The 19,654-nt window shown below is 64.0% G+C and carries 20 protein-coding genes and 1 pseudogene; 10 read left to right on the top strand and 11 right to left on the bottom strand.

Translation table 11 applies throughout. The annotated features are described in order from the left end of the window. Window positions 1–38: 38 nt before the first annotated feature. The 8 genes from AAG813_RS11175 to AAG813_RS11140 all read right to left on the bottom strand — a co-directional run bounded on the left by AAG813_RS11175 (window position 39) and on the right by AAG813_RS11140 (window position 8,709). Window positions 39–776, bottom strand: coding sequence for an ABC transporter ATP-binding protein (locus AAG813_RS11175; RefSeq protein ID WP_304836120.1), 738 nt, complete (start codon window positions 774–776; stop codon window positions 39–41). Further along, the gene (locus tag AAG813_RS11170) at window positions 773–1,555 is read right to left on the bottom strand and encodes an ABC transporter ATP-binding protein (RefSeq protein WP_341914899.1); all 783 of its coding nucleotides are present in this window, start codon (window positions 1,553–1,555) and stop codon (window positions 773–775) included. Before AAG813_RS11170 ends, AAG813_RS11175 begins: the two co-directional genes overlap by 4 nt. Next, a complete protein-coding gene (locus tag AAG813_RS11165; RefSeq protein WP_341914898.1) occupies window positions 1,552–3,450 on the bottom strand; it encodes an ABC transporter permease in 1,899 nt (632 codons plus the stop codon). The genes AAG813_RS11170 and AAG813_RS11165 overlap by 4 nt, the downstream gene beginning before the upstream one ends. 150 nt (window positions 3,451–3,600) lie before the next feature. Then, window positions 3,601–4,776 (bottom strand): ABC transporter substrate-binding protein, encoded by a 1,176-nt coding sequence (locus AAG813_RS11160; RefSeq protein WP_341915079.1) that lies wholly within the window; start codon window positions 4,774–4,776, stop codon window positions 3,601–3,603. Between the two features lie 79 nt (window positions 4,777–4,855). Next, window positions 4,856–5,440, bottom strand: a complete 585-nt coding sequence (locus tag AAG813_RS11155) for an amino acid synthesis family protein (protein WP_305356570.1) — start codon at window positions 5,438–5,440, stop codon at window positions 4,856–4,858. Between the two features lie 40 nt (window positions 5,441–5,480). After that, a complete protein-coding gene (locus AAG813_RS11150) occupies window positions 5,481–6,122 on the bottom strand; it encodes an amino acid synthesis family protein (protein WP_305356571.1) in 642 nt (213 codons plus the stop codon). Window positions 6,123–6,144: 22 nt separating this feature from the next. Further along, window positions 6,145–7,062, bottom strand: a complete 918-nt coding sequence (locus AAG813_RS11145; RefSeq protein ID WP_341914892.1) for a UPF0280 family protein — start codon at window positions 7,060–7,062, stop codon at window positions 6,145–6,147. A gap of 12 nt (window positions 7,063–7,074) precedes the next feature. Continuing rightward, entirely contained in the window at window positions 7,075–8,709 is a 1,635-nt protein-coding gene (locus AAG813_RS11140) for a 6-hydroxynicotinate reductase (protein ID WP_341914889.1), read from the bottom strand. A gap of 261 nt (window positions 8,710–8,970) precedes the next feature. Between AAG813_RS11140 and AAG813_RS11135 the strand changes: the two are divergent. The 5 genes and pseudogenes from AAG813_RS11135 to AAG813_RS11115 form a co-directional block, all read left to right on the top strand. Beyond that, a pseudogene (locus AAG813_RS11135) lies at window positions 8,971–9,054 on the top strand (ferredoxin); the annotation flags it as partial. An 88-nt stretch (window positions 9,055–9,142) separates the two neighbouring features. Continuing rightward, window positions 9,143–9,916: a ferredoxin--NADP reductase gene (locus tag AAG813_RS11130; RefSeq protein ID WP_341914887.1), complete on the top strand. Its 774-nt coding sequence runs from the start codon at window positions 9,143–9,145 to the stop codon at window positions 9,914–9,916. A gap of 73 nt (window positions 9,917–9,989) precedes the next feature. After that, a complete protein-coding gene (locus AAG813_RS11125; RefSeq protein WP_341914885.1) occupies window positions 9,990–10,688 on the top strand; it encodes a TetR/AcrR family transcriptional regulator in 699 nt (232 codons plus the stop codon). A 56-nt stretch (window positions 10,689–10,744) separates the two neighbouring features. Next, on the top strand, window positions 10,745–11,941 hold the full coding sequence (locus AAG813_RS11120) for an amidohydrolase family protein (protein ID WP_341914883.1): 1,197 nt from the start codon (window positions 10,745–10,747) through the stop codon (window positions 11,939–11,941). Between the two features lie 20 nt (window positions 11,942–11,961). Beyond that, window positions 11,962–12,570 (top strand): 3'-5' exonuclease, encoded by a 609-nt coding sequence (locus tag AAG813_RS11115; protein ID WP_341914881.1) that lies wholly within the window; start codon window positions 11,962–11,964, stop codon window positions 12,568–12,570. Window positions 12,571–12,850: 280 nt separating this feature from the next. Here AAG813_RS11115 and AAG813_RS11110 read toward each other — a convergent pair whose 3' ends face one another. Further along, a complete protein-coding gene (locus tag AAG813_RS11110; RefSeq protein WP_341914879.1) occupies window positions 12,851–13,375 on the bottom strand; it encodes a DUF1236 domain-containing protein in 525 nt (174 codons plus the stop codon). Window positions 13,376–13,542: 167 nt separating this feature from the next. Continuing rightward, window positions 13,543–13,890, bottom strand: coding sequence for a DUF6172 family protein (locus AAG813_RS11105; protein ID WP_341914877.1), 348 nt, complete (start codon window positions 13,888–13,890; stop codon window positions 13,543–13,545). Window positions 13,891–14,076: 186 nt separating this feature from the next. On the opposite strand from AAG813_RS11105, the gene AAG813_RS11100 reads away from it, so the two are divergent. Then, window positions 14,077–15,330: a DEAD/DEAH box helicase gene (locus AAG813_RS11100; RefSeq protein ID WP_341914875.1), complete on the top strand. Its 1,254-nt coding sequence runs from the start codon at window positions 14,077–14,079 to the stop codon at window positions 15,328–15,330. 6 nt (window positions 15,331–15,336) lie between these two features. On the opposite strand, the gene AAG813_RS11095 is transcribed toward AAG813_RS11100, so the two are convergent. Beyond that, on the bottom strand, window positions 15,337–15,573 hold the full coding sequence (locus tag AAG813_RS11095) for a DUF6139 family protein (RefSeq protein WP_341914874.1): 237 nt from the start codon (window positions 15,571–15,573) through the stop codon (window positions 15,337–15,339). 326 nt (window positions 15,574–15,899) lie between these two features. On the opposite strand from AAG813_RS11095, the gene AAG813_RS11090 reads away from it, so the two are divergent. From AAG813_RS11090 to AAG813_RS11075, 4 genes are all read left to right on the top strand, one after another. Next, window positions 15,900–16,664, top strand: a complete 765-nt coding sequence (locus AAG813_RS11090; protein WP_341914873.1) for an SDR family oxidoreductase — start codon at window positions 15,900–15,902, stop codon at window positions 16,662–16,664. A gap of 227 nt (window positions 16,665–16,891) precedes the next feature. Further along, a complete protein-coding gene (locus AAG813_RS11085; RefSeq protein WP_341914871.1) occupies window positions 16,892–17,665 on the top strand; it encodes an ABC transporter ATP-binding protein in 774 nt (257 codons plus the stop codon). After that, complete coding sequence (locus AAG813_RS11080) at window positions 17,665–18,369, top strand: ABC transporter ATP-binding protein (RefSeq protein ID WP_341914869.1); 705 nt, start codon at window positions 17,665–17,667, stop codon at window positions 18,367–18,369. Before AAG813_RS11085 ends, AAG813_RS11080 begins: the two co-directional genes overlap by 1 nt. Before the next feature lie 70 nt (window positions 18,370–18,439). Then, window positions 18,440–19,633, top strand: a complete 1,194-nt coding sequence (locus AAG813_RS11075; RefSeq protein ID WP_341914867.1) for an ABC transporter substrate-binding protein — start codon at window positions 18,440–18,442, stop codon at window positions 19,631–19,633. The last annotated feature ends 21 nt before the right edge of the window (window positions 19,634–19,654 follow it).

The raw sequence follows: 19,654 nt of genomic DNA, 5'->3' as shown, positions 1-19,654 counted from the left end.
TGGAATCTCCTTGAGACGGGTTAAAACAACATGGGGCGCTAGACACTGAGGTAGGCGCGCCGCACCTCTTCGTTGGCCGACAGCTCGGCCATGGAACCCTCGTAACGGATCTGGCCCTTTTCGAGCACATAGGCCCGGTCCGACACCAACTCCGCAAAATGCATGTTCTGTTCGGACAGCAAAATGCTGACACCCTGCGACTTGAGTTCCAGGATCATGTGCGCCATCTGCTCGACGATCACCGGCGCCACACCTTCCGAGGGCTCGTCGAGCAGGACCAGGTAGGGGTTGCCCATCAGGGTCCGCGCGACCGTCAGCATCTGCTGTTCGCCGCCGCTCATGCGGCCTCCCTGGCGGTCCGGCATCTCGCCGAGGTTGGGAAAAAGCTTGAACAGACGCTCGGGCGTCCAGACCGGCGCCTGGCTGCCGTCGGGCCAGCGGCGCGGCGGCTGCCGCCCCACTTCCAGGTTCTCCATCACCGTCAGGTCGGTGAAGATGCGCCTGTCCTCCGGCACAAAGCCCAGGCCCATGCGCGCCGCATGGTGGGGTTCGCTTTTTGAAATGTCGGTGCCCAGAAAGGACACACTGCCGCGCCGCTTGTCCAGCATGCCGATCAGCGTCTTGAGCGTCGTGGATTTTCCGGCGCCATTGCGCCCCATCAGGGCCACCACTTCACCGCGCCGCACCTCGATGCCCACGTCGTAGAGGATCTGGGCGGCGCCATACCAGGCGCACAGGCCCTGGGCCTGCAGCAGGACTTCGTTCACAGCGCTCATGAGGCGGCATCCTTTTCCAGTGTCTTTTTCTCGAAGGTCTTCCCGCTGCCGAAATAGACCTCCTGGACCTTGGGGTGGTCGCGGATTTCCAGCGGCTTGCCTTCTGCAATCAACCGCCCCCGCGCCAGCACGATCATGCGGTCGGCATAGGCAAACACCACATCCATGCTGTGCTCGGTGAACAGCACCGCCATGCCGCGGTCCACCACCAGCTGTTTGGTCAGGGCCATCAGGTCGTTGCGCTCCCTGGGCGCCATGCCGGCCGTGGGTTCGTCCATCAGCAGCAGTTTGGGGTTGTTGGCCATGGCCATCGCGAGTTCCACGCGCTTGACGTCGCCATAGGCCAGCACGCTGCAGGGCCGGTCGGCCTGGCCTTTCATGTTGACCTGCTCGAGCAGCACCAGCGCCTCCTCGCGCTTGTGGTCGGCGGCTCGGCGCCACATGGAAAACAGCTTGCGGTCCGAGGACAACAGCGCCATCTGGACGTTCTCCACGACGGTCAGGGACGAAAAGGTCTCGGCAATCTGGAAGGTCCGGCTCACGCCAAGCCGCCAGATGTCGCGCGGGGCCAGACCAATCAGTTCCTGGCCACCCAGCTGGATGGAGCCGGCATCGGCCCGCAGCTGGCCGTTGACCATGTTGAAGGTGGTCGACTTGCCGGCGCCGTTGGGCCCGATCAGCGCCAGCAGCTCGCCGGCGGCCAGCTCGAAGCTGATGCCGTCGACCGCCTTGACGCCCCCAAACGATTTGCCCAGACCGGATACTTTGAGCAAGCTCATGACTGCCCCTCCTTCGCGCCGCGCAGGCGCGACAGCAGTTGCTGGACAAAGCCGGCAATCCCTTGCGGAAACAGCAGCACCAGGATCAGGATGATGGCGCCCAGCATGGCGCGCCAGTAGTCGGTGTTGCGCGCCACCGTGTCGTGCAGCCAGGTGAAGGTGACGGCGCCGACGATGGGGCCCACCAGCGTCTGCACGCCCCCCAGCAGCACCATGACCAGGCCGTCGATGGATTTGCTCACATGCAGGCTTTCCGGGGAAATGCTGCCTTTGGAGAAGGCGTACAGCGCACCGGCCAGACCCGCGAAGGTGCCAGCGATGACAAAGGCCACCCATTGCATGCGCTTGACGTCGATGCCGATCGCGTCGGAGCGAAGCACCGAATCACGTGCAGCACGCATGGCGTAACCAAAGGGTGAATACAGCATGCGGTGCATCATCAGCACCGCCCCGGCCACCAGCGCCAGCGTCAGGTAGTAGTACATCTTCTTGTCGGCCAGCCATTCGGATGGCCAGACGCCGGTCAACCCGTTGCTGCCGCCGGTGAAGGCATCCCACTGGTAACAGATCGCCCAGGTGATCTGGGCGAACGCCAGCGTCAGCATGGCCAGGTACACGCCCGACAGCCGCACACAGAACCAGCCGTAGATGAAAGCGCCCAGCGCCGCCAGCGCCGGTGCCACGACGAGGGCCACCTCCATCGGCAGGTTCAGGCTGCGCACCAGCAGGGCCGCGCCATAGGCCCCCAGGCCGAAGTAGGCCGCATGGCCAAAGGAATGCATGCCGGCCGGCCCCATGATGAAGTGCAGGCTGGCTGCAAACAGCACGGCCACCAGCAGGTCGATCAGCAGGACCGTCACGTATGGGGACTGTGCGGTCAGCGCAGGCATCAGGACCAGCAGCACCAGCAAGGCGGCGCCGCCGAACTTGTAGAGGCGATCGGGCGGACGCAGGGGTTCCTCGGCGGTGCCGGCATGGCGGCTGGTCGCCTGCGGCCGGCCGAACAGGCCCCAGGGACGGGCCACCAGCACGACGGCCATCACGAGAAACTCCACCACCAGGGTGAGTTTGGAAAACGAAATGCTGACGCCCCAGATTTCCACCAGGCCCAGCCAGATGCAGATGGCCTTCAACTCGGCAATCAGCAGCGCTGCCACATAGGCGCCGGGGATGGAGCCCATGCCGCCCACCACCACCACCACAAAAGCGGCGCCGATGATGTTGAGGTCCATCTCGAGATTGGCGGGTTCACGTGGCAGTTGCAGCGCACCGCCCAGGCCCGCCAGCAGCGCGCCCAGCGCAAACACCGCGGTGAACAGCCAGGCCTGGTTGACACCCAACGCGCTGACCATCTCCCGGTCCTGCGTGGCGGCGCGCACCAGCGTACCCCAGCGGGTTTTGGTCAGCAGCAGCCAGAGCAGGCCGAGCACCACCGGGCCGGCAACGATCAGGAACAAGTCGTAGGACGGAAATTGCCGGCCAAGGATGGACACCGAACCGGTCAGGCCGGGCGCCCGCGGGCCGAGCAACTCCTCCGGCCCCCAGAACCACAACACCCCATCCTTGATCACCAGGCCCAACGCAAAGGTGGCCAGCAGCTGGAACAGTTCGGGCGCGCGGTAGATGCGGCGCAGCAGCAGGACCTCGACCAGCGCACCGAGCACACCGACGGCCAGCGCGGCCAGCAGCAGGGCCGGCCAGAAACCGATGGTGCCGCCCAGGGTGGCCACCAGCGAATAGGCCACATAAATGCCGACCATGAAAAAAGAGCCGTGCGCGAAGTTGACAATGCGCGTCACGCCAAAGATCAGCGACAGCCCGGCCGCCACCAGAAACAGCGACGACGCACCGGCCAGACCGTTGAGCAACTGGACGACAAAGCCTGAAAAGCTCATGAATTACCTTTGTTTTACGGGAGACAGCCCCTTGCAGGCGCCAAAACAGGCCGGGGCCGCCATGCAGGAGTCCATCGCCGGCGACACCTGCGGCCGGCACCCGCGCGCAAGGCGCGGGACCGGACGTGGTTTCGCCGGGTGCCAGCCTGCTTAGTCGGCGGGGCGCAGCTTCTTGAGTTCTGCGGCTGAGGGCTGGAACTTCGCGCCGTCCATGTAGCGGTAGTCCACCATCACACCCTTGCCACCCTCGTTTTTGGTGCGCCCGACGTAGGCACCCATGGTGGACTGGTGGTCTTCCGGACGGTAGACGACGGGACCAAAAGGCGTGCTGACCTTCAGGCCGCTGAAGGCCGCGATCATCTTTTCGGTGTCCGTGGACTTGGCTTTTTTCATGCCTTCGGCCAGCGACTTGATGGCGCTGTAGCCCACGACGGAACCGAGGCGCGGATAGTCCTTGTACTTGCCGTGGTAGGCCAGAAAGAAGGCCTTGTGCTCGGGTGTCTGGATGCCGTACCACGGGTAACCGGTGACCAGCCAGCCGTTGGGCGTTTCGTCCTTCAGCGGATCGAGGTACTCGGGCTCGCCGGTCAGCAGGCTGACGACTTCACGGCCCTGGAACAGGCCGCGGGTGTTGCCCTCACGCACGAACTTGGACAGGTCGGCACCGAACAGCACATTGAAGATGGCGTCCGGCTTGGCATCGGCCAGGGCCTGCACCACGCTGCCGGAGTCCACCTTGCCCAGCGGCGGCGCCTGTTCGGCGACGAATTCCACATCGGGCTGCGCCTCTTTGAGCAGCTTCTTGAAGCTGGCGGCCGCGGACTGGCCGTATTCGTAGTTGGGATACACGACAGCCCAGCGCTTTTTCGTCATCGCGGCTGCATCGGGCACCAGCATGGCCACCTGCATGTAGGTGGAAGCGCGCAGGCGGTAGGTGTAGCGGTTGCCGTTTTGCCAGACGATCTTGTCGGTCAGCGGCTCAGCGGCAAGAAAGAAAAATTTCTTCTGCTTGGCGAAGTCCGTCAGTGCCAGGCCAATGTGCGAGAGAAAGGAGCCGGTAAGCACATCCACCTTCTCGCGCGAAACCAGCTCCTCGGCCGCACGGACCGCGTCACCGGGGTTGGCGTTGTCGTCGCGGACGATCAGCTCGACCTTCTTGCCGTTGACACCGCCGGCGGCATTGATTTCCTCGACCGCCAGCTCCATCCCCTTCTTGTAGGGCTCGAGAAAGGCGGGCTGGGCCTTGTAGCTGTTGATCTCGCCAATCTTGATGACGCCCTGCGCGTGGGCGGTCCCCAGCGAGGCCATCAGACCCAGAAAAGTCATGGTGCCCAGCATCTTGTATTGCATCTTCATAAAAAACTCCTGCTTGTCGTGGATCGGAATGGTTGGTGAGGAGCGCCGCTTACCGGAGCCCGTCCTCGCCCTTGATGTCGTGGACTTGCAAGCCGCCCACGCGCGGTAGTGGCCGGCCGCTGTCCGTGACGACGACAGCAACCACAATTTCATTGGCACGCGGTGCGTCGGCGACACGCGCCTCCATGGCGTCGAAATGACTGCGCACAAAAGCCGCGTCCTTGTGTCCCAGCGGCACGTCGATCGCGGTACCGAGGCCGCCCCGCTTCTTGCTGGAGGGCACGAGGGCCGCGCCCTTTTCGACCGCCAGGCGCAGGGGCGCACCGAGCTTGGGATGCAGGATGGCCGCGGCGTGCTCCAGTTCTCCGGCCTCGCCGACAATCGCCGCCTTGCCGTAGCTTTGCGCCTGACCGGGCGAAATGCCGAGCGCCTGCACACATTTGGCGCCCAGCAGGCCGCCCAGCTCTTCTCCAATGGCGATCAGCTCGTCAAGGTTCTCGACATACTTTCCGGCAAACGGATTGGCGATCACCGCCATGGCCAGCGCCCGCCGTGTCGGCGGATGGACCGCTTGCCCCATTTCCATCCGGGTCTCGTCGACCTGGACGATGATTTTTCTGATGCTCGCTGTCATGTTGTGTGTCCTTGCGTATTGTCGTTGTGTCGATGGCGCCTCAGCGCAGGCCGTCCCACTTGCTGATGGCCTGGGCTGCCAGCCCACCCACCCGCGCGTGGACACGGGGACCGGTACTCATGGCAAGAATAAAGACTATTTCGTCCGGCAGGGGGGCGCCGGGAACGCGAACTTCGATCGCATCGAAATGACTGCGCACATAGGCGGCATTGATGTGTGTCATCGGCACGTCCAGCGCCGCGCCGGGCCCGCCCACTTTCTTGGTCGAGGGCACGATGGACAGGGCATTGCCGGGACGTCCGGATTTTTCCTCGCCCTGCCCTTTGGCATAAGCCGCCGCATCACCCTTCCAGCCCAGCAGTTCCCGCATCGCGTAGCCGCCGGGAACGTGCCAGAGTGCACCGTGCTCGAGCTCGCCCGCCGCACCGACGATCGCCCCCTTGCCGTAACCCTCGATACGTTCCACCGGCACGTCCATCGCTGCGCGCAGCCGTTCGGCCATGTCGATGCCGACGGGCTGGAGCGCGTCCATCATGGGCAGGATGTCCGGCTCGTAGCGGCCGGCAAACGGATTGGTCAGCACGGCAGCAATGGCGCCGCGCATCAGCGGCACCGGGGCGACCGGGCCGAACTCGTGCCAGATCTGCTCCACATGCGTGAAGATGCGTCGTATTTCAATCATCGGTTTGCGTCCATCCGTTTCATTAAGCAAATACTGAACCAACTTGCATGCCGCGGCCGTCAGCGTGCCGGTTTTCCACCGCAAGTGCGTCGGCCGTACCGGTCGTCACCACCTGATTCTGGCAAACCAGCGCGGCCGACCAGATCAGGCCCGCAGCGCGCAAGGCCTGCGCGCGCTTCAGGCCCGCCCGCAAGGCCTGCTGCACCAGCGCCGGTTCCAGCGGCGGCACCTCCACCGTGACGGGAATGGCGCCGAGGTCGCAATCATCCTTCAATTCGCTGGCCGGCCTGCGCCGGATGCGGGCATCGCGCAGATCGACGGCGTTGGCAATCACGGTGGCCGCGGCATCGGCCTCGGACGCGGTGCGTGCGAGAACCGTGACGCTGTCGGCGATGCCCAGTGAAAAGCTGCGGCCGCGCCAGCCGCTGGTGGCCACGCCGCGCACCGGCAACACACTGGCCACCTCGAACTGGCCGTCGGTCTGCACCCCGTCAAGAATTTCCCCCACACTCAGGCGCGCGAGATCAGCATAGAGGCCGATGCGCACCGACTGGGAGGGTGTGAGGTGCAGGGCAATGTCGCCGCCATTGTTGACCCAGGCGCGTCTCACGCCGCTGATGGCGTAGCAGGCCACCAGCTCCTGCGCCACAGCGCCGGCCACCGCGGCCATCGGTGTGATGAAACTGCTTTTATAGGGCTGGCAGGCGTGCCACATGCGCCGCGCAATGGGTCCCTGCAGGGGGCAGTCACCGCTCACCGGTTGCCGCAGGGCCGCCAGCTCCTGCACCAGTTCGTCCAGCATGCCGGTGAAACGCTCCCACGCCGCCGCATGCGCCGCCTCCACACAGGCCGGACTGCCGCTGGCCCCAATGACGATGTCCATCGGACCGTGCTGAAAATGCCAGCGTCCGTCTGGCAGCAGCGTGCGTTGGGCAGCCATGCGTCGCCTGCCTCAGCCCAGCAGTGGCGGCCGCGCGAGCGGCCACGGATTGACGGCGGGCAAGGGCACCCACTGGCGGGCCGTGGGCGCACCTTCGTTGTGCCACGCTCCCCGGCGCAGTGCATCTTCCAGCGTGCGCACATGGTCCATGTGGCCGCCCAGCGCGCGGTAGTCGTCGAGCTTCATGCTGAATTCAATCGGGGCGACGATGGCCGGTGTGGGTACGGTGCCGAAACTGTTGTCCGGCATGCGCATGACGTCGACCATCACGGTGATCCCGCCACCTGGCCAGACATAGGCGGGCGCGCCGCCGCAGGTGACATTAACCAGCGCGTCCTTGATGGCACGTGTCAGCAGGACCGGGTTTTCCGTGACCCCGGCCCGCAGGCTGCCGCCGGCGCCACCCAGGAAAAGCACGGTGGTCAGCGAAGGCTCGCAGTTTTCGCCAATGCGCTCGACAATGCGGCGGACCTCGTCGGGCATGGGCTGCTCCACCGGCTGGAGCTGATCGTTCAACACATACCAGCTCGCATGCTCGCCGGTGGTCGATGTCATGAGCAGGCGCAAGCCGGGCCAGGCCGCCTCGGCATCCCAGCTTTCGATGATGGCCAGCGGATCGGCGATGTCCGTGCCGCCCCACCCTGTTCCGGGGTTGGCCACCTGGAAATAACGCCCCGGCGTCGACTTGCGGCCCCGCATCCGGATCCCCGAGGGGCGCATGTCCAGGCAGCGCCCGGCCTGGTGCTCGGTCAGCACACCGGTGATGTGGTCATCGACCACCACCACCTCGTCGAGCTTGCCAAAAAACTGCTTCGCAAAAATGCCGATGGTGGCCGAGCCGCAGCCCACACGCATGCGCTTTTCCTCCACCCCGTTGACGATGGGTGCACGGCCGGCCTGGATCAGTATCTGGGAGCCGCCGTCAATCGTGAGTTCGGCCGGCTGCTTGTTGCCCAGCGCCATCATCATCTCGACCGTCACGCGGCCCTCTTTCTTGCTGCCGCCGGTCAGGTGGTGCACGCCACCCAGTGACAACATCTGGGAACCGTACTCCGCGGTGGTCACATGACCCACCACTTCGCCCTTGCAGCGCACATTGGCCTGCTCGGCGCCGAGGAAACGGTCGGTGTCTATCTTCACCTTGAGGCTGCAATAACTGAAGATGCCCTCGGTGACCACGGTCACGAGGTCCACCCCCGCAGCCTGGGAGGACACGATGAACGGCGCCGGCTTGTAGTCGGGATAGGTCGTCGAGGAACCCACGCCGGTGATGAAGACCTCGTCGGCCAGCAGCAGGTCGCCGTTCCAGGAGGTTTCCTCCGCCGCGGCATCCGGCAATGCGGCCGGATCAGGCGCACCCGCGACGACGGGACGGGCGGTGAACGGCACGAGCAGCGGCTCCCCGCCCTCCAGGGTGCGGCGCAGCAAGAGCACGGGATCGACCCGGACCAGCGTCCCACCCTGGTTGGCATACCGGTCGCAAGCGCCGCTGCGGCCGTCGGAAATCTGGCACAACACCGGACAGGCGTTGCATTCGATCTTCTCGCTGTTCATGCGCTCGCTGCGCGGCCGGGCCTTCTCCAGCACCTGGGGAAGTTCCGGGGAGTCCATGCCTGGTAAGCCGTCCGTCTTTGTATGCTCGGTCATCGTGTTTGCCTTCGTCCTGCCCGCCATCCTGCGCGCCACTGTGGATGTAGCGCCTGCTTAACTTTGATGTTGCACTTGCTACATTCGGAATCAATGTAGCGCATCCACAGTGGCCGTGCAATAGTGTTTACACGTCAAATCCAAAACCCGGAAAAAAAATGTTGCGGACACCACATTTAAATGTTGCGTTCACTACATTTGTATGGCACATTGACGCCATCGACCGCCGGCGGCCTCCCCGGCAGACCTCTCAAGGACCTCATGACCCACGTCGTCACCGATGCCTACATCAAGTGCAAATCCACGGATTGTGTGGACGTCTGTCCGGTCGACTGCTTTGAGGAGCCATGGAAAGACAAAACCGTTAAGCTGGCGAGTATCCATCCCGGCGCCTGAACCATCCAACCCGAACCCCAGAGCCTGCATCCCCACCATGAGCGCCTTCAACGAAGAACGTGTCCTGTCCGTCCACCACTGGACCGACCGCCTGTTTACTTTCACCACCACGCGCGACCACTCGCTGCGCTTCAGCAACGGCCATTTCACGATGATAGGCCTGCGCGTCAACGACAAGCCGCTGCTGCGGGCCTACAGCATCGTGAGCCCCAACCACGAGGAACACCTGGAGTTCCTCAGCATCAAGGTGCCCGACGGCCCGCTGACGTCGCGGCTTCAGCACATCCAGGTAGGCGACACCATCATCGTCGGGCGCAAGCCGACCGGCACGCTGGTGATCGATTACCTGCTTCCCGGCAAGCGGCTGTACCTGCTGTCCACCGGAACCGGTCTGGCGCCCTTCATGAGCATCATCCGCGACCCGGCGACTTACGAACAGTTCGAGCAGATCGTTCTGGTACACGGCGTGCGCCAGGCCGACGAGCTGGCCTACCACGACCTGGTCGTGGACCATCTGCCGCAGCACGAGTTCCTGGGCGAGATGGTGTCCCGGCAGCTGCTGTACTACCCGACCGTGACGCGCGAGAGTTACCGCAACATGGGCCGCGTCACCGACCTGATGGAAACCGGCAAGATGTTTGAAGACCTGAAGCTGCCCCCGCTGGACCCTGCGCAGGACCGCGTCATGATCTGCGGCAGCCCGGGCATGCTCAAGGACCTGAAACACATGCTGGAAAAACGCGGCTTTGTGGAGGGCAACACCTCCCGGCCCGGCGACTTTGTGATCGAACGGGCGTTTGCCGAGCAATAGATGTTGACCCCCACGCTTGTCGCTTCGCACGCTACGTCGGCGCCACACGCCCAAGCCTGAGCGTCACCCCAACATGGCCACACCACCCGCCCGGACCTCCAAGCCACGCACAACCGCGGCCAAGCGTGCGCCCGCCAAACGGACGGGTGTGCGGGAGCAGGCCGCGCAAACCACGCGCGACAACATTCTGCGAGCCGCCACCAAGGTCTTTGCACGGTACGGCTACGAAGGCGGCAGCGTGGAAAAGATCTCCCAGTCGGCCAAGTCCTTCGACCGGATGATTTATTACTACTTCGGGAGCAAGGAAGGCCTGTTCATCGAAGTGCTGGAAGACATGTACCGCCGGATGAACGATGCCGAGCTGGAGCTCGATCTCGACCTGGAGCAGCCGGTGGAATCGCTCAAGGACGTCATCCGTTTTGTCGTGACCTACTACAGCAAGAACCCCGAGTTCATCACGCTGCTCAACACGGAAAACCTGCACCGCGGCAAACACATCTCCAAGTCCATGCGCGCCCGGGAGTACTCGTCGCCCGCGATTGCGATCATCCAGAAGCTGCTGGAAAGCGGCGTGAAAAAGAAGGTGTTTCGCGCCGACATCTCCGCGCGCAATGTCTACCTGCTGATCGCGGCCACCGGTTATTTCTACATCTCCAACCGCCACACCCTGTCGGCCTTCCTGGGCGAAGACCTGCAGACGCCCGAAGCCCTGGCCGACTGGCAGGCTTTCATCACCAGCACCGTGCTGCGCACCGTGATGCTCAACCCCTGACACCTCCGCACCACCGGCGGACATTCCCACCCACGACCTTTGAGAGGGCAAACAACATGGCAGAAGCTGTATCGACCGGAAAATCCGGAAAAGTGGTGATCAGGAACATCGGCCTGCTGCTGTCCGGCGACATCGACCAGCCGATTCTGGACGCCGACACCATTGTCGTGAACGACGGACTGATCGTCGCCGTCGGCAAGGCCAAGGATTGCGACACCGAGGGCGCACAAACCGTCATCGATGCCCACCAGACCTGCGTCTGCCCCGGCCTGATTGACAGCCATGTGCATCCCGTGTTCGGGGACTGGACGCCGCGGCAAAACCAGATCGGCTGGATTGATTCGACCATGCATGGCGGCGTCACCACCATGATCTCGGCCGGTGAAGTGCATCTGCCGGGCCGCCCCAAGGACATCGTCGGGCTCAAGGCCCTGGCCATCACCGCGCAGCGGGCTTTCGACAACTTCCGCCCCAGCGGCGTCAAGGTGCTGGCCGGCGCGCCCATCATCGAAAAAGGCATGGTGGAGCAGGACTTCAAGGAACTGGCCGAGTCCGGCGTCACGCTGCTCGGTGAGGTCGGCCTGGGCTCGGTCAAGGCCGGCTACGAAGCCAAGGAGATGGTGGCCTGGGCCCGCAAGTACGGCATCCAGAGCACCATCCACACCGGTGGCCCCTCGATTCCCGGCTCCGGCCTGATCGACAAGGACGTGGTGCTGGAAGCCGACGCCGACGTGATCGGCCACATCAACGGCGGGCACACGGCGCTGTCGGAGCAGCATGTCTGCGAGCTCTGTGAAAAGTCCTCGCGCGCCATCGAGATCGTGCACAACGGCAACGAGAAGGTCGCGATTGCGGCGGCCCAGGCCGCGCTGCAGCTCAAATGCCCGCACCGGGTGATTCTCGGTACGGACGGGCCCGCCGGCTCCGGCGTGCAGCCGCTGGGCATGTTGCGGCTCATCGCCCTGTTGTCCAGCCTGGGCAACATTCCGGCGGAGCTGGCCTTCTGTTTTGCCACCGGCAACACCGCGCGTATCCGCCAGCTCAACTGCGGCCTGATCGAGGTCGGCCGCGATGCCGACTTCGTGTTCATGGACAAGGCCCAGCATTCATCCGGCCTGACCCTGCTCGACAGCGTGCAGCGCGGTGACATTCCCGGTGTGGGCATGGTGATGATTGACGGCATCGTGCGCAGCGGCCGCAGCCGCAACACGCCGCCGGCGACCACCATCCCCAGCGTGGTGGCTCATGCCTGAAGCAGGTCGCAGCCGCTGACATGCCGAAATTTGCCTCACCAACGCGTGATGAACTCGCGCTGCTCGAGCCGCTGGAGCGCTTGGGACTGGCCGATATCGTGCTGGTCGCCACCGCGCAGCAGGCCGAGCACGCGTGGCAGTTGCTGTCGACCAGCCCCGTGCTCGGTTTCGATACCGAGTCCAAACCGACTTTTTTCCGCGACCAGGTCTCCGAGGGCCCGCACGTGGTGCAGCTGTCCACGCTGGACCGCGCCTGGGTGTTCCAGCTTTTTGATACACGTTGCCGCGAAATTGTGGCGACCCTGCTGGAGGCTGACCACATTACCAAGGTCGGCTTCGGGCTGGCCGGCGACCACACGCAGATCCGCCGAACGCTGGGCGTGGAGCCGCGCAATGTGCTGGACCTCAATGTGGTGTTCCGCCAAAAGGGGTATGCGAAGGAGATCGGCGTGCGTGGTGCGGTGGCCGTGTTGTTCAATCGCCGTTTTCTCAAATCGAAAAAGGCCACGACTTCCAACTGGGCGAATCGCCAGCTCAGCGAGAGCCAGCTGGTCTACGCCGCCAACGATGCCTGGGCCGCGATGCGCGTGTTCCACGCACTCGACCTGCCGACGGGACCAGGCGAATAACTACCGATGCAACCTGCAGCGTGAGAGGTGGTTTGCCACCCGGGTGATAACGCCCCGGCAGTCGCCCGCAAAAACAAAGTCTGACCCCAACCACGCGGCAATATGACTGGTCGGAACCATCCCCAGCGCCACACGTGCAAGGGCCGCTGGACGAGCCAGCGGCCTAACTTTGATGCCGGGCAGCTTGCCCGCCCATTCCGGGCTACGCCCGCGTCTTGGGGGATGTAGCCAGGCTCGTCATGCGTCCATCAGCATGGATCCACCTGACACGTCCTTGGTATCAGCCGCCAAACAAGCCCTGAATGATGTCGACAATCAAGTTGTTTTGTTGCTGAACCAGGACGATGTCGCCGTCAATGCGGGTGTAGCGGTAGCCGTAGGGCGCTGGCGGCAGCTGCGCGATGACACGCTGGGGCACGGCATAGGTGGTGACGCCGCGTGGAATGGGTTGGCCAACCGCCCAGTTACGAGCCTGGCCTGGGGGCATGCAGCCATTGTTCTTTTTGGCCAAGCCGGGAGGACATTTTTTGCCGTTGCTATAGTTCTGCACGTAGTACTCACGGGCGGCCGAGCGCTGCTGATCGTTGAAGTACGTGCCGGGTTGAATTTCTTTACGCTCCCGCTTTGCGGCCTTCTCCTGGCCCTTCGATCCACCCTTTTGCTGCTCATATTTCTGGGCGTGCTTGCCGTTGCCGTTTCCATGGTGATCGTTATCGCCATTTCCCTTTGCCAACGCGGGCCCTGCAACCAGGAGGGTGGCGATCGCCAATGTCACGATGCGGGTTTTGGATGAAAAATAAGTCATTGCTTGTTTCCTTTGAGCCTTGATTGGCTCATGGGAAAGTGTGTTATTTTTTCTTACACGATGACGTAGGATTTTTCACCATATGGAAGTAGGTCATCAACTCCGGCAGGTAGCGCAAATGTCATGAACATCGTCAGGCGCAGTCGAAAAGTCTAGGAACCGCAGGCTCATTCAAGAGGTTCGGGATCCTGCCGGGACGCTTGGCCGTCGTGTTCCGTATCCAGCGGGCGCGGGCGATGCGTGCGCCGGCCTTCCTTGACGAGCAGCTCGAGGTAAAAGGAGTCGGCACCGTCTTTGGCGGCGGCGTCCACCAGCGGCAGGATGGTCGCAAAATGCACCTCGGTGGCGTTGTCTGCGCTGGCGCCGAAGCGGCAGTCGAAGTCCCAGAAATCCACGCCCTCAGGCAGCGGCACCCGGCGCTGCCTTTTGACATATTTGCGGATTTCGTGCTTGACGGCGTCGAGCACGCGATCCCGGTTTTTGCCTTCGATGTTGAGCTGGAATGTCTTTTTCACGGTGGCCTTTCGGGGGTCTGGTATCAGCCCGGACGGACGTGATTCGCAAGCCTTTGATTATGCGGCTTCGCCCGACCCCCTTGCCCGTGGCGCAAGCGCTTAAACTGGGCCTTTACGGCGGGCGCTCACCGGATCCGCCGTCACCCTCACCAAGCTGCCTCAAAGCTCCCATAAAGCGCCCTTTTCATGCCATTTTCCTCACTGGGCCTGTCTCCCGCCCTGCTGCACGCCGTCGGCAGCAAGGGTTATCTGGCGCCCACACCGATCCAGACCGCCGCGATTCCCGCCATCCTGCGGGGCAGTGATGTGCTGGGCTCGGCGCAAACCGGCTCCGGCAAGACGGCCGCCTTTGTGCTGCCGCTGCTGCAGCATCTGCTGGCGGGCCCGCACGAGAAGCCGCGCCGGGTGCGCGCACTGGTCCTGGTCCCCACACGCGAACTCGCGGTGCAGGTCGGCGAGACCGTGCGCAGCCTGGCGCAGCAGTTGCCACAGGTCCTGAAGGTGGCGGTGGTGTTTGGCGGCGTGTCCATCAACCCGCAGATGATGAACCTGCGCGGCGGAGCCGACATCGTGGTCGCCACCCCCGGCCGCCTGCTGGACCTGGTGGACCACAACGCCCTGGTGCTGTCCCGCGTCAGCATGCTGGTGCTCGATGAGGCCGATCGGCTGTTCGAGCTCGGTTTTGCCGACGAACTCGGGCGCATCCTCGGCCTGCTCGCGCCGCAGCGCCAGAACCTGTTTTTTTCGGCCACCCTGCCGCCCGCCGTGCAGGCGCTGGCGCAGACGCTGCTGCGCGAGCCGGTGCGTATCGAAGTCCTGTCCGAGCCGGAGCAGGCACCCGATATCGTGCAGCGGGCCATTGCCGTGGAAGCCGGACGGCGCACCCAGCTGCTGCGCCACCTGATCCAGACCAACGGCTGGCGCCGGGTGCTGGTGTTTGTGGCCACCAAACATGCCGCCGAAATCGTCGCCGACAAGCTGCGCAAGGTGCGGATCAACGCCGAGCCTTTCCACGGTGAACTGAGCCAGGGCAAACGCACGCAGGTGCTGGCCGACTTCAAGGCCTCGCGGCTCAAGGTGGTGATCGCCACCGATGTGGCGGCCCGCGGCCTGGACATTGCGCAGCTGCCGGTGGTGGTGAACTACGACCTGCCGCGTTCGGCGGTGGAGTACATCCACCGCATCGGCCGCACCGGCCGCGCCGGAGAAAGCGGCGTCGCCCTGAGTTTTGTCAGTGCGGACACGCTGGCCCACTGGCGCCTGATCGAAAAACGCCAGCAACTGAGCCTGCCGCTGGAGCAGATCGAAGGATTTGAACCGCTGCCGGCCGAGCCTTCGGCGGAAGGCGCCGACAGCCCGCCTTCGACGGGCGGCATCAAGGGCAAACGCCCCAGCAAGAAAGACAAACTCCGGGCCGCCGCGGCCGCGCGCGGGGACTAGGTGTTTTCAGTGACCGGCGCCGTTGACGCTGGTGATCGCATATCCTTTTTCGGCAATTTGCTGCTCGGGACGGGGAATCGCGTACTGGCTGATCTTCTCGGCGCTGGCACCCATTTCCACGGCGCGGGCCTCGGACTCCCAGTCGCTGTTCGTGGCCTCCTCGGGAATCACCCGCCCTTCGGGCACAGCGAGGTAGGAAAACTGGCGATTGGCTTCGGCCCGGCGGTAAATGTCGACACGCATGAGGTCTCCTTGGCAGGTGGCTGGGCCCTCCACCTTACCCCCGGCCAGCGCCTGCCTGCAGGAAAGTCCCTGCTTGGTACCCGGACTCCCGCTGACCGGGCCGGGCCGGCACGGTTGCCAGCCCCCCGAAGCCGGGCTTCAGATGCTCCTTTTTTAATAGCTTATGGCGCCCGCCCATCAAGGGCTGGAGCCATTTTTTTGTCATAAATTACAAACGCCGGCATCCCGACCCCGTGCAGCGCAGACACGCAGGTGACGCCTTCGCCGCCGCACTGGCGATAAGCTGCGACGCAAGCCTTTCCCCTACCCACAGTCAGGAGTCCGCCATGAACGATCTTTTCTCCCTCCAGGGCCGCACGGCGCTGATCACCGGCGGTTCGCGCGGCATCGGCCGCATGATTGCCGCCGGCTTCCTGGCGCAGGGTGCGCGGGTCTACATCTCGGCGCGCAAGGCCGCGGCCTGCGACCAGACCGCCAGGGAGCTGGCCAGCCTGGGCCACTGCGTGTCGCTGCCTGCCGACGTCTCGACGCTCGAAGGGGCCAGGAGCCTGGCCGCGGCATACGGCGCGCACGAGCCGCAGCTCGACATCCTGGTCAACAACGCCGGCGCCGCCTGGGGCGCCCCGTTTGACGAGTTTCCGGAAAGCGGCTGGGACAAGGTCATGGACCTGAACCTCAAGACGCCCTTCTTCCTGACGCAGGCCCTGATCACCGCCCTGCGCAAGTCCGGCGAGCAGCGCCCCGCCAAGGTCATCAACATTGCCTCCATCGACGGCATTTCCGTCAACCCCATGGAAACCTATTCCTATGCGGCAAGCAAGGCCGGCCTGATCCAGCTGACCCGGCGCATGGCCCTGCGCCTGATCCAGGACAACATCGTGGTCAGCGCGATCGCCCCCGGCGCCTTCGCCTCGGACATGAACAAGGACGCCCGCGACCATGGCGAGGCGGTCGCCGCCCGCATCCCGGCCGGCCGTGTGGGGCAGGACGCCGACATGGCCGGCGCCGCCATTTACCTGGCCTCGCGCGCCGGGGACTACGTGGTCGGCTCGACGCTGGTGGTCGACGGCGGCGTGACCCACGCACGCTGAGCGGCCGGCGCCCGCCGGCCTTTTTTCTGACAGAAGCCTGACGCAACCATCATCCTCACGCCCTGGCAGAGGGCTGCCCCGCCTGCGTGATTTCCCTGCGCCAGCCCGGCACGTAAAACTACCTAAGTCCTAACCCGCTCACGCGCGGCAAGGCGACTCGTTAGCATCCAGTTCTCTGTGACGGGCCTGTGCGCCCGTCATTTCAATGTCTGTAGCCGGAGAGCAATTTGTCAGCGGAGTTCATTCTTGAAACGCGTGGGTTGACCAAGGAATTCAAGGGATTCGTGGCCGTCAACCAGGTGGACCTGAAGGTCCAGCGCGGCCATATCCATGCGTTGATCGGCCCCAACGGCGCGGGCAAAACCACTTTCTTCAACCTGCTGACCAAGTTTCTGCATCCGACTTCCGGCACCATCCTGTTCAACGGCAACGACATCACGACCGAAAAGCCGGCGCAGACGGCACGGCGCGGCATTGTCCGGTCCTTCCAGATCTCGGCGGTGTTTCCGCACATGACCGTGCTGGAAAACGTGCGCGCGGCGCTGCAGCGCAACCTCGGCACCTCATTTCACTTCTGGAAAGCCGAAAGCACGCTGTTTCCCCTGCATGAACGCGCCCGCCAGCTGCTGGCCGAGGTGGACCTGCAGGACTTCGCCGACGAGCTGACCGTCAACCTGCCTTACGGCCGCAAACGCGCGCTGGAATTGGCCACCACGCTGGCGCTCGAGCCCGAGCTGATGCTGCTGGACGAACCCACCCAGGGCATGGGCCACGAAGACGTGGACCGCGTGACCCAGCTGATCAAGAAGGTCTCCGCCGGGCGCACCATCCTGATGGTGGAGCACAACATGAACGTGGTCTCGTCGATTGCTGACCGCATCACGGTGTTGCAGCGCGGCGCCATCATTGCCGACGGCCCGTACGCCGAAGTGTCGAAAAACCCGCTGGTGATCGAAGCCTACATGGGCACCGCCAACACCGAACTGCAGGGAGCGCACTGATGTCCAAGGAACTCCTGAAAATCGAGAACCTGCACGCCTGGTATGGCGAGTCGCACATCCTGCATGGCGTGAACCTGACCGTGCACGAGGGCGAGGTGGTGACGCTGCTGGGCCGCAATGGCGCCGGTCGCACAACCACCATGCGCGCCATCGTCGGCCTGACCGGTTCACGCAAAGGCTCGATCCGCATCAACGGTGAAGAAACCATCAAGCTGGCGCCGCACAAGGTGGCGCACATGGGCGTGGGTTACTGCCCCGAAGAACGCGGCATCTTCGCCAGCCTGACCGCCGAGGAAAACCTGATGCTGCCGCCCACGCTGGCACCGGGCGGCATGAGCATCGACGAAATCTACGCCATGTTTCCCAATCTGAAAGAGCGCGCGTCCAGCCCAGGCACACGCCTGTCGGGCGGCGAGCAGCAGATGCTGGCGGTGGCCCGCATCCTTCGTACCGGCGCGCGCCTGCTGCTGCTCGACGAAATTTCCGAAGGCCTGGCGCCCGTCATCGTGCAAAAGCTCGCCGAAATGATTCTCACGCTCAAGGCCAAGGGCTACACCATCGTGCTGGTCGAGCAGAACTTCCGTTTTGCCGCGCCGCTGGCCGACCGCTTCTACGTGATGGAGCACGGCACCATTGTGAAACAGTTTGCGCAGAGCGAGCTGACCCAGAACATGGGCATGCTGCAGGAATACCTCGGTGTCTGACCGCCATCCGGCCAGCCCTTCCCCTCTCTTTTCCCTTTTTCCGCTTTCGACCACAACCCAAGGAGACCCCATGAAACTCAAAACCCTCGTCGCCGCACTGGCCATCGGCTTCGCCGCCGCTGCCTCCGCGCAGAACACCGGCCCCGTCAAGATCGGTTTCATCACCGACATGTCCAGCCTGTACGCCGACATCGACGGCCCGGCCGGCGGTGAAATGGTCAAGTGGGCCGCGCAAGATTTCGGCGGCAAGGTGCTGAACCGTCCGATCGAAGTGCTGACCGCCGACCACCAGAACAAGGCCGACGTGGCCAGCTCCAAGGCGCGCGAGTGGATGGACAAGGACGGCCTGTCCATGCTGATCGGCGGCACCAATTCGGGCACGGCCCTGGCCATGGCCAAGATCGCCGAAGAAAGAAAGAAACCCTTCATCGCCATCGGCCCCGGTTCGGCCCGCCTGACCAATGAAGCCTGCTCGCCTTACACCGTGCATTACGCCTACGACACCGTGGCGCTGGCCAAGGTGGCCGGCGGTGCCCTGGTCAAATCCGGTGCCAAGAACTGGTTCTTCCTGACGGCCGACTATGCTTTCGGTTATTCGCTCGAAGGTGATGCATCGACCGTGGTCAAGGCCAACGGCGGCACCGTCGCCGGCGCCGTGCGCCACCCGCTCAATGCGTCGGACTTCTCGTCCTTCCTGCTGCAGGCGCAATCGTCCAAGGCCCAGGTGCTGGCGCTGGCCAATGCCGGCGGCGACTTCACCAACGCCATGAAAGCCGCCAAGGAATTCGGCATCAACAAGACCATGAAGGTTGCCGGTCTGCTGGTGTTCATCAGCGACGTGCACAGCCTGGGCCTGGCCAACACCGAAGGCCTGCAGCTGGCCGACAGCTGGTACTGGAACCAGGACGATGCATCGCGCAAGTTTGCCAAGCGTTTCTTCGACAAGTACAAGCGCATGCCATCGAGCCTGCAGGCCGCCGACTACTCTGCCGCGACCAACTACCTGAAGGCCGTGCAAGCCGCCGGCACGACGGACGGCGACAAGGTCATGGCCACGCTCAAGGGCATGAAGATCGACGACTTCTACAACAAGGGACAGATCCGCGCCGACGGCCGCATGATCCACGACATGTACCTGTTCCAGGTCAAGTCGGCCAAGGAATCGACCACACCATGGGACTACTACAAAACCGTGGCCAAGATCCCTGGCGACCAGGCCTTCACCACGGTCGCCGAGTCCAAGTGCGCCCTGCTCAAGAAGTAAGCTGATTCCGAAGTGGGGGGG

Source organism: Polaromonas sp. YR568, from assembly GCF_943371715.1.
Classification (GTDB): Bacteria; Pseudomonadota; Gammaproteobacteria; order Burkholderiales; family Burkholderiaceae_C; genus Polaromonas.
The sequence above is the reverse complement of the archived record's forward strand: the minus strand, read 5'-3'. Positions and strand labels throughout refer to the sequence as shown.

Excerpts from the sequence above, each read along its gene's own strand:
- AAG813_RS11175 (WP_304836120.1), bottom strand. The coding sequence starts at position 776 with ATGAGCGCTGTGAACGAAGTCCTGCTGCAGGCCCAGGGCCTGTGCGCC.
- AAG813_RS11170 (WP_341914899.1), bottom strand. The coding sequence starts at position 1,555 with ATGAGCTTGCTCAAAGTATCCGGTCTGGGCAAATCGTTTGGGGGCGTC.
- AAG813_RS11165 (WP_341914898.1), bottom strand. The coding sequence starts at position 3,450 with ATGAGCTTTTCAGGCTTTGTCGTCCAGTTGCTCAACGGTCTGGCCGGT.
- AAG813_RS11160 (WP_341915079.1), bottom strand. The coding sequence starts at position 4,776 with ATGACTTTTCTGGGTCTGATGGCCTCGCTGGGGACCGCCCACGCGCAG.
- AAG813_RS11155 (WP_305356570.1), bottom strand. The coding sequence starts at position 5,440 with ATGACAGCGAGCATCAGAAAAATCATCGTCCAGGTCGACGAGACCCGG.
- AAG813_RS11150 (WP_305356571.1), bottom strand. The coding sequence starts at position 6,122 with ATGATTGAAATACGACGCATCTTCACGCATGTGGAGCAGATCTGGCAC.
- AAG813_RS11145 (WP_341914892.1), bottom strand. The coding sequence starts at position 7,062 with ATGGCTGCCCAACGCACGCTGCTGCCAGACGGACGCTGGCATTTTCAG.
- AAG813_RS11140 (WP_341914889.1), bottom strand. The coding sequence starts at position 8,709 with ATGACCGAGCATACAAAGACGGACGGCTTACCAGGCATGGACTCCCCG.
- AAG813_RS11130 (WP_341914887.1), top strand. The coding sequence starts at position 9,143 with ATGAGCGCCTTCAACGAAGAACGTGTCCTGTCCGTCCACCACTGGACC.
- AAG813_RS11125 (WP_341914885.1), top strand. The coding sequence starts at position 9,990 with ATGGCCACACCACCCGCCCGGACCTCCAAGCCACGCACAACCGCGGCC.
- AAG813_RS11120 (WP_341914883.1), top strand. The coding sequence starts at position 10,745 with ATGGCAGAAGCTGTATCGACCGGAAAATCCGGAAAAGTGGTGATCAGG.
- AAG813_RS11115 (WP_341914881.1), top strand. The coding sequence starts at position 11,962 with ATGCCGAAATTTGCCTCACCAACGCGTGATGAACTCGCGCTGCTCGAG.
- AAG813_RS11110 (WP_341914879.1), bottom strand. The coding sequence starts at position 13,375 with ATGACTTATTTTTCATCCAAAACCCGCATCGTGACATTGGCGATCGCC.
- AAG813_RS11100 (WP_341914875.1), top strand. The coding sequence starts at position 14,077 with ATGCCATTTTCCTCACTGGGCCTGTCTCCCGCCCTGCTGCACGCCGTC.
- AAG813_RS11095 (WP_341914874.1), bottom strand. The coding sequence starts at position 15,573 with ATGCGTGTCGACATTTACCGCCGGGCCGAAGCCAATCGCCAGTTTTCC.
- AAG813_RS11090 (WP_341914873.1), top strand. The coding sequence starts at position 15,900 with ATGAACGATCTTTTCTCCCTCCAGGGCCGCACGGCGCTGATCACCGGC.
- AAG813_RS11080 (WP_341914869.1), top strand. The coding sequence starts at position 17,665 with ATGTCCAAGGAACTCCTGAAAATCGAGAACCTGCACGCCTGGTATGGC.
- AAG813_RS11075 (WP_341914867.1), top strand. The coding sequence starts at position 18,440 with ATGAAACTCAAAACCCTCGTCGCCGCACTGGCCATCGGCTTCGCCGCC.